The sequence below is a fragment of the Micromonospora sp. U56 genome (assembly GCF_018070095.1).
GTDB lineage: Bacteria > Actinomycetota > Actinomycetes > Mycobacteriales > Micromonosporaceae > Micromonospora > Micromonospora purpureochromogenes.
In genome coordinates, this window is the sequence record NZ_JAGPYL010000028.1 from 48,523 (window position 1) to 60,669 (window position 12,147).

The window sequence follows — 12,147 nt, forward strand, 5'->3', positions numbered from 1 at the left end:
ATGGCCACGCTTTCCGTGAAAGTGCGCCCGTGAAAGTGCGCCCGGGGAGGGGTGGGTGGCGGGTCAGGCGGTGGCGGCGGCGAGCTGGGTGACGCGGATCTTGGTGACGAGGGCGTCGAGGAGGGTGCGCAGCAGCGTCTCGGTCGTCTCGTCCTTGACCCCGCCGTCCTCGGTGAGCTTCTCGTGGGCGTTGGTGACGATGATCTCCGGCTTGGTGACCACCGCGGAGTCGGTCCAGAGGAAGAGCTGGCGCAGTTGGAGCTGGGCGCGGACGGTGCCCATCCCGGTCGGCGCGGCACCGACGATGGCGATCGGCTTGTGGGCCAGCGGCGAGACCCACGAGGTGATCGGGAAGCTGGGGCGCGACGCCCAGTCGAGGGCGTTCTTCAGCACGCCCGGGACGCCGTAGTTGTACTCGGGGGTGGCGATGAGCAGGGCGTCGGCGGCGGCGATCCGCTCCCGCAGGTCCACCACGGCCGCCGACGGCTCCGGCTCGATGTCCTGGTTGAACGGTGGGATCGCGCCGAGGCCGGTGTACTGCTCGATGGTCAGGCCGGCCGGGGCGAGCCGCTGTGCGGCCCGGATCAGCGCCGTGTTGAACGACGCCTCGCGGAGGCTGCCGGAGATGGCGAGAACGGTGAGGTCGGACATGTGGCTCCTTTTCGATCGCAGATGCGTGAGCTTGCCAATAGTAGAGCTGCTCAACTATTTGCCCGCAAGTAGGATGTGAGACATGACGCAGAGCACCGCCGCCACCGGATCCGACCTGGGCGACCGCTCCGGGCTGGCGGGGGACGCGGTGCGCCGGATCATGCACATCGCCTCCGCCATCCGGCACTACCAGGACGTCGAGATCGGCGAGCTGGGGCTGACCCCGGCGGCGGCCCGCGCCCTGGACGAGCTGGACCCGGACCGGCCGCTGCCCGCCCGCGACCTCGCCGAGCAGCTGCGCTGCGACCGGTCCAACGTCACCGCGCTGGTCGACAAGCTGGAGCAGGCCGGCCTGGTCGAACGCCGGGTCGACCCGGCCGACCGGCGGCAGAAGACGCTGGTCGTGACGGACGCCGGCCGCCGGATGCGGGAGCGGGTGCACCGGGTGATGAGCGACTCACGACTGCTCGCCGGCCTGAGCACCGACGAGCTGGCCACCCTGCGCGAGCTGGTGTGGAAGGTCTCCGACGGCGGCTGCCCGGAGCAGTGCGGCCCGGAGTGAGCCCGGCCGGGCGGATCGTGTCCGAGTGGGCGACCCTGGCCTCCGTCGGTAATGCTGATCGACGTGACCACCCCGCAGCATCTCGACGACCGGTTCCGGGAGAGCCTGGGCGCGCTGCCCGAGCCCGAGCGGCGACGTGACCCGGCGCGGCCGGTCCGCGACGGCGCCGCGCTGACCGGGCACCAGTTGCTCGCCCTCTTCGACGCCCAGGTCACCAGCCGCCAGCTCGACCTGGCCGGCCGCTGGCTGCGCAGCTTCGGGGAGGGCTTCTACACCATCGGCTCGGCCGGGCACGAGGCCAACGCCGCCGTCGCCGCGGCGCTGCGCCCCACCGATCCGGCCCTGCTGCACTACCGCTCCGGCGCCTTCTACTGCGCCCGCGCCGCCCGGGCCGCCGGGGAGTTCCCGGCCGCCGGCGGCGACGAGGCCACGCCCACCTCCGGCGCCCCCGAGCCCGCCGGCGCCCCCGATGACGCCCCGCCGGTGGTGGTGGGTGACGAGCCGTCCGACGAGCGGGCGACCCGCCCGGAGCCGTCCCCGGTCGGCGGCGCACTCATGGGCGCGGCCGCCTACCAGGTCGGCGCGGACGGCACCGCCGAGGCGGTCCCCGCCCCCGCCGACCCGGTCGCGGACCCGACCGACGCCGACCCGGCTGCCGGTGGCGGCGCGACCTCGGGCGACCCGGCTGCCGGTGGCGGCGCGACCTCGGGCGACCCGGCTGCCGGTGGCGGCGCGACCTCGGGCGACCCGGCTGCCGGTGGCGGCGCGACCTCGGGCGACCCGGCGTTCGGCGCGGTCCAGCCGGACGCGTACGCCGCCGCCGCGCGGGACGTGCTGCGCGGCATGGTCGCCTCGGCGCGGGAGCCGCTCGCCGGGGGCCGGCACAAGGTCTTCGGCCGGGCCGACCTCGCGGTGGTGCCCACCACCTCCACGATCGCCTCGCACCTGCCCCGGGCGGTCGGCCTGGGCCTGGCCCTGGAGCGGCTGCGCCGGGTGGAGACCGCCGGCCGCCGGGACGGCGCCGACGCCCCGCCGCGCTCGCCCTGGCCCCGGGACGCCATTGTGGTCTGCTCCTTCGGCGACGCCTCGGTCAACCACGCCAGCGCCACCGCCGCGCTGAACACCGCCGGCTGGTACGACCACATTGGGCTGCGGATCCCGGTGCTCTTCGTCTGCGAGGACAACGGGCTGGGCATCAGCGTCCGCTCGCCGCAGGGCTGGGTCGAGCGGACCCTGCGGGCCCGGCCCGGGCTGCGTTGGTTCGCCGCCGACGGCGTGGACCCGGTCGAGACGTACCACGTGGCTGCCGAGGCGGCGGCCTGGGTGCGCCGGCACCGGCGGCCGGCGGTGCTGCACCTGCGCACCGTGCGGCTGCTGGGGCACGCCGGCGCGGACGCGGAGAGCGCCTACCGCAGCGCCGCCGAGATCGCCGCCGACGAGGCGCGCGACCCGGTGCTCGCCACCGCCCGGCTGCTGGTCGACGCGGGGCTGGCCACCGGCGAGGAACTGCTGTCCCGCTACGACGAGCGCGGCTGGCAGATCCGCCGGATCGCCGAGGAGGTGCTCGACGAGCCCAAGCTCGCCACGGCGGCCGAGGTGGTGGCCCCGCTCGCGCCCCGCCGGCCGGCCCGGATCGCCGCGGCGGTGGCGGAGGTGGCGGCGCGGGCCGGCGGATCGGGGGCCGGCGCCCGCGTCGAGGCGTTCGGCGGGAAGCCGCCGGAACTGGCCGGCCCGCTCACCCTCGCGCAGAGCATCAACGCGGCCCTGGCCGACGGGCTGCTCGCCCATCCGCACATGGCGGTCTTCGGCGAGGACGTCGCCGCCAAGGGCGGGGTGTACGGGGTGACCAAGGGGCTGCGCGAGAAGTTCGGCCCGGCGCGGGTCTTCGACACGCTGCTCGACGAGACCTCCGTGCTGGGGCTGGGCCTGGGGGCCGGGCTGGCCGGGCTGCTGCCGGTGCCGGAGATCCAGTACCTGGCGTACCTGCACAACGCCGAGGACCAGCTGCGCGGCGAGGCGGCCACCATGCAGTTCTTCTCACAGGGGGCGTTCCGCAACCCGATGGTGGTGCGGGTGCCGGGGCTGGCGTACCAGGAGGGGTTCGGCGGGCACTTCCACAACGACAATTCGGTGGCCGTACTCCGGGATGTGCCCGGCCTGGTGATCGCGGTGCCGGCGCGGCCGGACGACGCCGCGCCGCTGCTGCGCACCTGCCTGGCCGCCGCAGCGGTGGACGGCAGCGTCTGCGTCTTCCTGGAGCCCATCGCGCTCTACCACACCCGCGACCTGTACGAACCCGGCGACGGCGAGTGGCTGGGGCAGTACGCCGAGCCCGGCGGGTGGGCGGCCGGGCACGTGCCGATCGGCCGCGCCCGGGTCTACGGCGTCGGCTCGGCCCAGGATGTCACCATCCTCACCTTCGGTAACGGGGTGCGGATGTCGCTGCGGGCCGCCGCCGTCCTGGCCGACGAGGGGATCGGCACCCGGGTGGTGGACCTGCGGTGGCTGGCCCCGCTGCCGGTGGCGGACATCATCCGCGAGGCGTCGGCGACCGGCCGGGTGCTGGTGGTGGACGAGACACGCCGGTCCGGCGGCGTCGGCGAGGGGATCATCGCGGCGCTGGTCGACGCCGGGTATGTGGGTGCCGCGCGGCGAGTGGCCGGAGTCGACTCGTTTGTACCATTAGGTCCGGCCGCCCGTCAGGTTCTGGTCTCGGAGGAAGCCATTACCCAGGGTGCCCGTACGCTGCTGGCACGGTAAATTCCGTTCCACCCGGTGCGCCACTTGCGCGTGGGCCCGCAACTGTGTGGACTTTGCCTGACGGCGTCGCACGACGCCGCGAGCAGGGATGAGATGAGGAGGCACGCGACAGTGAGCGCGACCGCAGGTCAGGCCGCCGACGGGGTACGCAGCCTGGCGGACCGGTTCGGGATCGAGCCGGGGATGGTCGTCATGGAGATGGGGTACGACGATGACGTCGACCAGGATCTCCGCGACGCCCTGACCGACCGCTGTGGAGATCTGGTCGACGAGGACACCGACGAGGTGGTCGACGCGGTGCTGGTCTGGTACCGCGACGGCGACGGTGACCTCTTCGAACTCCTCGTCGACGCCCTCGGCCCGCTGGCCGACGCCGGAGTCGTGTGGCTGCTGACCCCGAAGGCCGGCCGGGACGGGCACGTCGAGCCGAGCGAGGTCGCCGAGTCGGCGCAGACCGCCGGGCTCCAGCAGACCTCGACGATCAACGCCGGCCGGGACTGGAGTGGTGCCCGCCTGGTGCTGCGGCGGGGGTCCAAGGGCAAGAAGTAGCCCCCGTCCGTGACCCGGCGGCGGTCGCCGCCGGGTGTGGCAGGCTGTTGCCACCTCCAGACTCAACCCAAGGAGCTCGCATGCCCATCGAGGTTGGCGCCGAGGCGCCGGACTTCGTGCTCAAGGACCAGAACAACCAGGAGGTCCGGCTCTCGGACTTCCGGGGCAGGCGCACCGTGCTGCTGGTCTTCTACCCGCTCGCCTTCACCGGCATCTGCCAGGGCGAGCTGTGCGAGGTGCGGGACAACCTCAACGAGTACGTCAACGACGACGTCCAGGTGCTCACCGTCAGCGTCGACTCGGTCTACAGCCACAAGATCTGGGCCGAGCGGGAGGGCTACCAGTTCCCGCTGCTGGCCGACTTCTGGCCGCACGGGGCGGTCGCCCAGGCGTACGGCGTCTTCAACGACGTCGCCGGCATCGCCAACCGGGGCACCTTCGTCATCGACAAGGCCGGCGTCGTCCGGTTCGCCGAGATGAACATGCCGGGCGAGGCGCGCGACCAGGAGGGCTGGCGCAAGGCCCTCGCGGAGGCCGTCGCCGCCTGACGCCCGACAGCCTCTGACCGGGCACACCGTTCGACCGGGCCGGAGGCCGGCAGGTAAGCTTGCCACCCTCCGGCCCGCCGTACGGGGCGTTCCGGGCGCGTAGCTCAGTGGGAGAGCACCCGCCTTACAAGCGGGGGGTCGCAGGTTCGAAACCTGCCGCGCCCACCACTCACCGCAGTACGAGATCCAGTGCGAGCCCGGTCGGCCAGATCCCCGAGCTCACCGTGGACGGCGGCGGTCACCAGGATCGGCAGCGCGGGTCCGACCGGAAACCATCTCCAGGGCGGAGGCACCGCCGGTGAGCTACGCGGACGTCAACGGTCTGCACCTCTGGTACGAGACGCACGGCAGCGGTCGGCCGCTGGTGCTGCTGCACGGCGGGTACGGCGCGGTGGAGATGTTCGCCCCGGTCCTGCCCGTCCTCGCGCGGCGGCGGCAGGTGATCGCCGTCGACCTGCAGGGGCACGGGCGCACCGCCGACGTCGACCGTCCACTGCGGTACGAGACGATGGCCGAGGACGTCGCCGCACTGCTGCGGTACCTCGACCTGCCCGGCGTCGACCTGCTCGGCTACTCCCTCGGCGGCGGGGTGGCGCTGCGTACCGCGATCCAGCATCCCGGGCTCATCCGGCGGCTGGTGCTGGTCTCCACCCCGTGCCGGCGGCAGGGCTGGTATCCCGAGGTGCTCGCCGCGATGGCCGGCCAGGACGAGCGGGTCGGTGAGCAGATGCGGGGCACGCCCCCGCACGAGCTGTACGCGCGGGTCGCGCCCCGCCCGGAGGACTGGCCGCGGCTCTGGGCCAAGGGTGGCGACCTGCTGCGCCGCGAGTACGACTGGTCGGCCGAGGTCGCCGCCCTCACCGTGCCCACCATGCTGGTCTACGCCGATGCCGACTCGATCCCGGTCACCCACATGGCGGAGTTCTTCGGGCTGCTCGGCGGCGGCCGGCGGGACGCCGGCTGGGACGGCAGCGACCGGCCGGCGTCCCGGCTGGCCGTGCTGCCCGGCCTCACCCACTACGACATCGTCGCCGCACCGGCCCTGCCCGCCGCCGTCCTGCCGTTCCTCACCCACGAGGTCCGCGCACCGCAGTGAGCGACCCGGCCGGCTCCGGCCCGCTCGGGGCCGGTCCCGGCTCCGATACCGATCACCGCCCCGGGTGACCGTTGAGCGGGTGATACCTCAGAGGTAACAATATGCCGCTGAGGTATCACGCTCGTGGGTCCGTCCGCCCCCAGCACCGTGGTGGATGGCGCGGCGTCGGCTCAGCCCTGCGGCGCCGCGCCATCCGCCCGCCGGGCTCAGCTGGTGAAGCCGCCGTCGACGGCGATCACCGCTCCCGTGACGTAGCCGGCGTCGTCGCCGGCCAGGTGGGCCACCGTGGCGGCGATCTCCTCCGGCGCGGCGTACCGGCCCAGGGCGGTGAACCCCCGGATGGCGTCGGCGTTCGGTCCGTCGGCGGGGTTGGCGTCGGTGTCGGTCGGCCCGGGGACGACCAGGTTGACCGTGATGCCCCGTGGCCCCAGCTCGCGGGCGAGGCCCCGGGTCAGCCCGGTGAGCGCGGTCTTGCTCATCGCGTACGCGGCCAGGCCGGGGAAGACCGCCCGCTCACCGACGTTGCTGCCGATCGAGATGATCCTGCCCCCGGCGGTCATGTGCCGCACGGCCGCCTGGGCGGCGACGAACGGCGCCCGGACGTTGACCGCGATGGTGCGCTCCAGGTCGTCGGCGATGAACTCGTCGATCGCGCCGACCAGGAAGGCCCCGGCGTTGTTCACCAGGATGTCCAGCCGGCCCAGCTCGTCCGCCGTCCGGTCCACCGCCTCCCGTAGCGCGGCCGGGTCGGCGCTGTCCGCCCGCACGGCGATCGCCCGCCGGCCGAGCGCCTCGATCTGCTTCACCACCGTCGCCGCCCGCTCGGCGTCGCGCTGCCAGGTCACCGCCACGTCGGCGCCGTCGGCGGCGAGGCGCAGTGCCGTCGCCGCCCCGATGCCCCGCCCACCGCCGGTCACCAGGGCCACCTTGCCGTCCAGAAGTGTCGTCGTCATGCCTCTCAGCATCGGCGCGGACGGGCCGGCGGTCTGGCGGCGATCGGACGCCTCGTTCGGCTGGTCAGGTGCCGGCCTGCTCCCCGGCGAGGCTCCCCGGTGGACCACAGGTCATGGTGGCACGGCCCGGACCGGTGTCGTGCCGGTCGGCGGCCTGCTGATCAGCCCAGTCGGCGGCGTACCCAGGGCAGCAGGGCGTCCGCCTGGGCCTGCTGGAACGCCCGGACGGTGGGGATGCCCGGCGGGGGCGGCTGCCGGGCGCCGTCGGTGAAGAAGCCGGCCAGGCCGGCGTAGACGCCGGTCAGCGCGTCCGGGTCGGCGGCGGCGGTCAGCGGGAGCCGGCGCAGCAGCGCCTCGGTGTCGTGCCCGCCGTGCAACTCGACGTTGACCAGCAGCAGCGCGGTGTCCAACCAGGCCGGACCGCGGCAGGCGTGCGGCCAGTCGACCACGGTCACGCCGCCGGCCGGGTCGACGAGCAGGTTGTCGGCCCGGAGGTCGATGTGGCAGAGCGTGTCGCCGTCGAGGGCGGCCAGCCCCCGCGCGGCCGAGGCGCGCAGGTCGTCCAGGTGCGCGCGGGCCCACGGGTCGAGGTCGGCGGGCGGGTCGGCGGCGATCCGGTCCCAGCCGCCGAAGTCGTACGTCAGGCGCTCGACGGCGGTCGGCGCGTGCCGGACCGGGTCGGGGGTGAGCGCCGCGGCCATCGCCGCCAGCGTGTCGAGCACGGCGGTCAGCTCGTCGGCACGCCAGGGAGTGACCGGGTGCCGGCCTTCGACGTCCGCGAAGACCAGCGCCACCCACTCGCCGTCGTCGTGGCGCCCGAGCAGCCGGGGCGTCGGGGCGGACGGCGGCAGCGCGGCGGCGACGGCCCCCTCGGCGCGGTGCAGCGCGACGCTGTGGGCGTTGCGCGCCCGGCTGACCGCCTTGACGAAGGCGCGCCGCCCGTCGGCGGTGCGGACCCGGTCGGCGGTGCCGGGGGAGAAGCCGCCCGGCTGGGACACCGCCTCGACCACCCGGCCGCCGAGGACGTCCTGCACCGCCGACCGGACCTGGCCGGGCAGGTCGGCCCAGCCGATCCGGGTCCTGACCAGCTCACCCATCCGTCCAGCGTGGTGCAGGGCCGGGCCGGCGGGCAACCGCGTTACGCGGCGAGGTAGCGCAGCACGACGACGCCGCTGTCGAAGGGCCGGGTCTCCACCAGCCGGAACCGGCGCGGGTCGAACTCCCGGTCGACGATCGGCACGCCCCGGCCGACCAGGAACGGGTTGAGCTTGACCACCAGCTCGTCCACCTCGGGCAGCAGCTGGCCGGCGAGCTGGCCGCCGCCGGCGAGCCAGATGTCGCCGCCGTCGCGCCGCTTCAGCTCGCGGACGAACTCGACCGGGTCGGCGTCGACCAGCTGCGAGGCCGGCGTCCCGCTCGGTACGGCCTCCAACTACTTCCGCTCCCGCGACGCCATGCTCGGCGCGCTCGGCGAGCGGATCATGGAGCGGTTCGCCCCGGACGAGCGCACCCTCGCCGAGCTGGGCGCCCGGGAGCCGTCACTGGAACTGTTCACCGACTACGTCCGCTACATCGTCGAACGCACCACCGCCCAGCCGGAGCTGACCCGGGCGCTGATCGAGCTGCGGCTGGAGGCGGTGCGCCGGCCGGAACTGGCCCGGATCCTCGGCGACACGCTGCGCCGCGGCTACCGCGACGACGTCGCCTTCCACGTCGCCGCCGGGCTGCCCGGCGGGGCGTTCGAGGTGGCCCTGCTGCACTACGCGCTGGACGGGCTCCTGCTCGACCTCCTCACCACCTCGATCGACGCCGGTTTCGACCCGGACGAGGTGGTCTCCGCCCTGGTGTCCCGGCTGGTCGCCCGTGCCTGAGCACGCCCCCGCCGCCCGGTGCGGCCCGAGGTATGCCACCCGCCGCAACGGGAAACCGCCTGCGACGTACCCCGGGAGGAGTGACGGATGAGGGACGGCGCCGGCCTGACCATCGGTGTGCTCGGCTCGTACGGCGGACGCAACCTCGGCGACGAGGCGATCCTGACCGGTCTCCTGGCCGACCTGCGTGAACAGGAACCCAACGCCCGGATCATCGTCTTCTCCCGCAACCCGTCGCACACCGCGCTCGCCCACCCGGACGTGGAGGCGGTGCCCTGGGAGGGGGTCAGCCGGGTCGACTCCGCGGAGGTGCTCAGCCAGCTCGACCTGCTGATCCTCGGCGGCGGCGGCATCCTGTACGACCGGGAGGCCCGCCGCTACCTGCGCGTCGTCCGGGTCGCCCAGGAGCGGGGCCTGCCGCTGCTGACGTACGCGGTGGGGGTGGGACCGCTCACCGACGGGGTCGACACCGGCATGGTCCGGGAGACCCTGGCCGACGCCATCGAGGTGACCGTGCGGGACCAGGAGTCCCGGATGGTGCTGGAGGAGGCGGGGCTGCTCAATCCGATCACCGTCACCGCCGACCCGGCGTTCCTGCTGGAACCCGAGGACTTCCCCGCCGAGCTGCTGCGCGAGGAGGGCGTGCCCGCCGGCAAGCGCCTGGTCGGGCTGAGCGTCCGCGAGCCCGGCCGGGCCGCCGAGCGGCTCGACATCGACGGGTACCACCGGCTGATCGCCCAGATCGGCGACTTCCTGGTGCAGCGGATCGACGCCTACGTCCTCTTCGTCCCGATGGAGCGCGACGACATCCGGCACTCGCACGGCGTGATGTCCCACATGATCGCCGCCGACCGGGGCCGGGTGCTGCACGGCGACTACTCGCCCCGACAGGTGCTCGGCCTGATGAGGCACTTCGACCTGGCGGTCGGCATGCGGCTGCACTTCCTGATCTTCGCCGCGATGGCGGGCACGCCGTTCCTTCCCCTGCCGTACGCGGGAAAGGTCTTCGACCTGGCCCAGCGGCTCGGGGTGCCGGCGCTGCGGGGCGTGGAGCGGGAGGTGGAGGGCCCGCTGCTCGCGGAGGTCGACCGGCTCTGGGACGAACGCGAGTCCCGGGCGGAGTGCACCGCCCGCCTGGTCGCCGAGGTCTGCGACCAGGCCCGGGGCACCTCGCAGGTCACCCGGGCGGTGCTGGAGAGCCTGCGGTCCCGGGCGCTGGCCCGGATGGAAGCCTGACCGCCGGCGCCACCGGCGGACCGCTCAGACCGCCGGGCCGCGCCAGCGGTAGCAGTACTCGTCGCCGACGGACTCCAGCTCGTAGATCTGCGCGTCGGCCAGCCCCTCGGGGCCGAGGTGGTGATGGGTCAGCGGCGGCCGGTTGTTGCTGTCCAGCTCGACGACGACCGACTCGCCGTCCGCCGGGCCGTCCGCCAGCGGGATCCGCACCGTTGATGCCATGGGCCCATCCTGCCCCGGCGATCGCCCTAGCGCAGGATTTGCCGGCAGCGGCCCGGACGGGTCGGGGTCACGGTCCAGGATCCGTCGCGAGCTGACCGGCGTGCTCCGGGTCAGCCGCGCGGCAGCAGCCCCGGCGGGTACTCCATCCCGTCGTGGGTGCAGGCCGCGGCGGCCACCGCCGCCGCGTAGGCCGCCGCGTCGGGCAGCGCCGCGCCGCGCAGCCGGCCGGCGACCAGCCCGGCGGTGAAGGCGTCCCCGGCCCCGTTGGTGTCCACCACCGGCGTGGCCGGCGCGGTGGCCGGCACCCGCACCGGCGCGCCGCCGCCCGGGTGCAGGTCGGCGCCGTCCGCGCCCCGGGTCACCACCACCGTGCGGGGGGCCAGCCCGGCGGCCACCGCCGCGGCCCGGTCGCCCAGCCGTACGCCGCTGACGAGGACCAGGTCGGCGGCCTCGGCGAACGGACGGTGGTAGGGGTTTCGCCCGTCCCAGTCGTGCAGGTCGGTGGAGAGCGGCACCCCGTCGGGCAGCGCGGCGCGCAGCACCGGGAGCCGGTCCCGGGCCCAGTCCATGATCGAGACGTGCACGTGGGCGGTATCCCGCACCAGCTTGGCCAGCTCGTCGTCGGCGAACGGCGCCGCCGGGCCGGTCCACGGGGACGGGTCGTACAGCGACATCCGCCGCCCGGCCGGGTCGACCAGGTTCACCGACTGCCGGGTGCCGCCTGGGTTGTCGACCAGCACCGTGTGCACCGAGGTGCGGGCCAGCGCCGCGCGTACCACCTGGCCGGCGGGATCGGTGCCGAGCACGTCCACCAGGGCGACCCGCAGCCCGAGCGCGTGCGCGGCGAGGGCCACCCCGGCGCCGGTGTTGCCGATCCGGGCCTCGATCGGCGGGACGATGAGCGAGTCGGCGGCGGGGGGCGGGATCGCGGGCACGCGTACCCGCAGATCCACCCCCAGGCCGCCGACCACGAGCAGGTCGAACATGGCGCCGACGCTAGCCGGTGGCCGCCGCCTATCCTTGGGCCGGGCGTCGACGAGGGGGAGCTGTGCTGATCATCCACGGGTTGTGGCTGGTCGGCGTCGGGCTTGCCGTCTGGGCGGAGGACAGCGCCGCGCCGGCCCGGGCGCCGCGCCGGCCCGGCCGGGCCCCGCGCGAGCGCGCCCACCCGTTCGCCGCCGGCCACGCCACGCTCGCCGCCGCGCTGGGCGACGTCCCGGCCGGGGCCGGCTCGCTGCCGCTCACCCTGCCCACCCGGGCCGGATCCCCGCTGGACTCGCCCGAGCTGGTGCGGACCACCGTCGCCGAACCGGTTCGCGGCCCGGTCACCCTGGCCGGGTGGCGGGTGCCCGTCCTGACGGCCGCCCCGGACGAGGCGCTGACCCTGCTGCGCGCCCTCGACGCGGCCGCCGCCGTGCCGGGCGCCACCCTGCGCCACCTCGCCGAGCTGGCCGAGTTCGCGGTCGACCTGGTGTCCCGGGGGCGGCTGCTGCCCGGGCTGGCCGAGCCCGTCCCGGACGGGGGCGGCGCGGTGGCGGTGGCCCGGGCGCTCTGGCGGCCACTGCTCACCGGCACCGACGCCGGCTGGGCCCGCTCGCTCGCGCTGGCCCTGCCCCCGGCGGCCCGGTCCGCCGCGTCGGGCGGTGCCGGGGCGGCCGATCCCGGGCCGGGCGCGCTGGTCGCCGACGCGTTGGTCGCG

General features: G+C 75.1%; 12 protein-coding genes, 1 tRNA gene and 2 pseudogenes. 9 read left to right on the forward strand and 6 right to left on the reverse strand.

Features of this window, described 5'->3' with window-relative positions; genetic code table 11:
- Positions 1-63: 63 nt before the first annotated feature.
- Positions 64-651 carry an NADPH-dependent FMN reductase gene (locus KBX37_RS12800; protein ID WP_210776120.1) on the reverse strand — a complete coding sequence of 196 codons (588 nt, stop codon included), beginning with the start codon at positions 649-651 and terminating at the stop codon, positions 64-66.
- 82 nt (positions 652-733) lie between these two features.
- On the opposite strand from KBX37_RS12800, the gene KBX37_RS12805 reads away from it, so the two are divergent.
- From KBX37_RS12805 to KBX37_RS12830, 6 genes are all read left to right on the forward strand, one after another.
- A complete protein-coding gene (locus KBX37_RS12805) occupies positions 734-1,213 on the forward strand; it encodes a MarR family winged helix-turn-helix transcriptional regulator (RefSeq protein ID WP_210776121.1) in 480 nt (159 codons plus the stop codon).
- Between the two features lie 276 nt (positions 1,214-1,489).
- Complete coding sequence (locus KBX37_RS12810) at positions 1,490-3,973, forward strand: transketolase C-terminal domain-containing protein (RefSeq protein ID WP_374103735.1); 2,484 nt, start codon at positions 1,490-1,492, stop codon at positions 3,971-3,973.
- Positions 3,974-4,084: 111 nt separating this feature from the next.
- Positions 4,085-4,522: a DUF3052 domain-containing protein gene (locus tag KBX37_RS12815; protein ID WP_154942662.1), complete on the forward strand. Its 438-nt coding sequence runs from the start codon at positions 4,085-4,087 to the stop codon at positions 4,520-4,522.
- Between the two features lie 80 nt (positions 4,523-4,602).
- The gene (locus tag KBX37_RS12820) at positions 4,603-5,070 is read left to right on the forward strand and encodes a peroxiredoxin (RefSeq protein WP_210776123.1); all 468 of its coding nucleotides are present in this window, start codon (positions 4,603-4,605) and stop codon (positions 5,068-5,070) included.
- Positions 5,071-5,163: 93 nt separating this feature from the next.
- Positions 5,164-5,238, forward strand: a tRNA-Val gene (locus KBX37_RS12825).
- 130 nt (positions 5,239-5,368) lie between these two features.
- A complete protein-coding gene (locus KBX37_RS12830) occupies positions 5,369-6,166 on the forward strand; it encodes an alpha/beta fold hydrolase (protein WP_210776124.1) in 798 nt (265 codons plus the stop codon).
- A gap of 206 nt (positions 6,167-6,372) precedes the next feature.
- Here the strand turns inward: KBX37_RS12830 and KBX37_RS12835 are convergent, their stop codons facing one another.
- From KBX37_RS12835 to KBX37_RS12845, 3 genes and pseudogenes are all read right to left on the reverse strand, one after another.
- Positions 6,373-7,119: an SDR family NAD(P)-dependent oxidoreductase gene (locus KBX37_RS12835; protein ID WP_247657839.1), complete on the reverse strand. Its 747-nt coding sequence runs from the start codon at positions 7,117-7,119 to the stop codon at positions 6,373-6,375.
- Positions 7,120-7,280: 161 nt separating this feature from the next.
- Complete coding sequence (locus tag KBX37_RS12840) at positions 7,281-8,216, reverse strand: phosphotransferase (RefSeq protein WP_210776126.1); 936 nt, start codon at positions 8,214-8,216, stop codon at positions 7,281-7,283.
- 41 nt (positions 8,217-8,257) lie between these two features.
- Positions 8,258-8,512: pseudogene (locus KBX37_RS12845) on the reverse strand (dihydrofolate reductase family protein); the annotation flags it as partial.
- Positions 8,513-8,573: 61 nt separating this feature from the next.
- Between KBX37_RS12845 and KBX37_RS12850 the strand changes: the two are divergent.
- Both KBX37_RS12850 and KBX37_RS12855 read left to right on the forward strand, forming a co-directional pair.
- The gene (locus KBX37_RS12850) at positions 8,574-8,990 is read left to right on the forward strand and encodes a TetR/AcrR family transcriptional regulator (protein ID WP_247657841.1); all 417 of its coding nucleotides are present in this window, start codon (positions 8,574-8,576) and stop codon (positions 8,988-8,990) included.
- Positions 8,991-9,077: 87 nt separating this feature from the next.
- Positions 9,078-10,226: a polysaccharide pyruvyl transferase family protein gene (locus KBX37_RS12855; RefSeq protein WP_210776129.1), complete on the forward strand. Its 1,149-nt coding sequence runs from the start codon at positions 9,078-9,080 to the stop codon at positions 10,224-10,226.
- A gap of 24 nt (positions 10,227-10,250) precedes the next feature.
- Here KBX37_RS12855 and KBX37_RS12860 read toward each other — a convergent pair whose 3' ends face one another.
- Together KBX37_RS12860 and KBX37_RS12865 are read right to left on the reverse strand one after the other, a co-directional pair.
- Positions 10,251-10,448 carry a hypothetical protein gene (locus KBX37_RS12860; RefSeq protein WP_088960946.1) on the reverse strand — a complete coding sequence of 66 codons (198 nt, stop codon included), beginning with the start codon at positions 10,446-10,448 and terminating at the stop codon, positions 10,251-10,253.
- Between the two features lie 110 nt (positions 10,449-10,558).
- A complete protein-coding gene (locus KBX37_RS12865) occupies positions 10,559-11,434 on the reverse strand; it encodes a carbohydrate kinase family protein (protein ID WP_210776130.1) in 876 nt (291 codons plus the stop codon).
- A 62-nt stretch (positions 11,435-11,496) separates the two neighbouring features.
- Between KBX37_RS12865 and KBX37_RS12870 the strand changes: the two are divergent.
- Positions 11,497-12,147, forward strand: a pseudogene (locus tag KBX37_RS12870) (ATP-dependent helicase); the annotation flags it as partial.

Bases quoted from the DNA above. Each gene is read 5' to 3' on its own strand.
- KBX37_RS12800 (WP_210776120.1), bottom strand. From the start codon at position 651: ATGTCCGACCTCACCGTTCTCGCCATCTCCGGCAGCCTCCGCGAGGCG.
- KBX37_RS12805 (WP_210776121.1), top strand. From the start codon at position 734: ATGACGCAGAGCACCGCCGCCACCGGATCCGACCTGGGCGACCGCTCC.
- KBX37_RS12820 (WP_210776123.1), top strand. From the start codon at position 4,603: ATGCCCATCGAGGTTGGCGCCGAGGCGCCGGACTTCGTGCTCAAGGAC.
- KBX37_RS12835 (WP_247657839.1), bottom strand. From the start codon at position 7,119: ATGACGACGACACTTCTGGACGGCAAGGTGGCCCTGGTGACCGGCGGT.
- KBX37_RS12840 (WP_210776126.1), bottom strand. From the start codon at position 8,216: ATGGGTGAGCTGGTCAGGACCCGGATCGGCTGGGCCGACCTGCCCGGC.
- KBX37_RS12850 (WP_247657841.1), top strand. From the start codon at position 8,574: ATGCTCGGCGCGCTCGGCGAGCGGATCATGGAGCGGTTCGCCCCGGAC.
- KBX37_RS12855 (WP_210776129.1), top strand. From the start codon at position 9,078: ATGAGGGACGGCGCCGGCCTGACCATCGGTGTGCTCGGCTCGTACGGC.
- KBX37_RS12860 (WP_088960946.1), bottom strand. From the start codon at position 10,448: ATGGCATCAACGGTGCGGATCCCGCTGGCGGACGGCCCGGCGGACGGC.
- KBX37_RS12865 (WP_210776130.1), bottom strand. From the start codon at position 11,434: ATGTTCGACCTGCTCGTGGTCGGCGGCCTGGGGGTGGATCTGCGGGTA.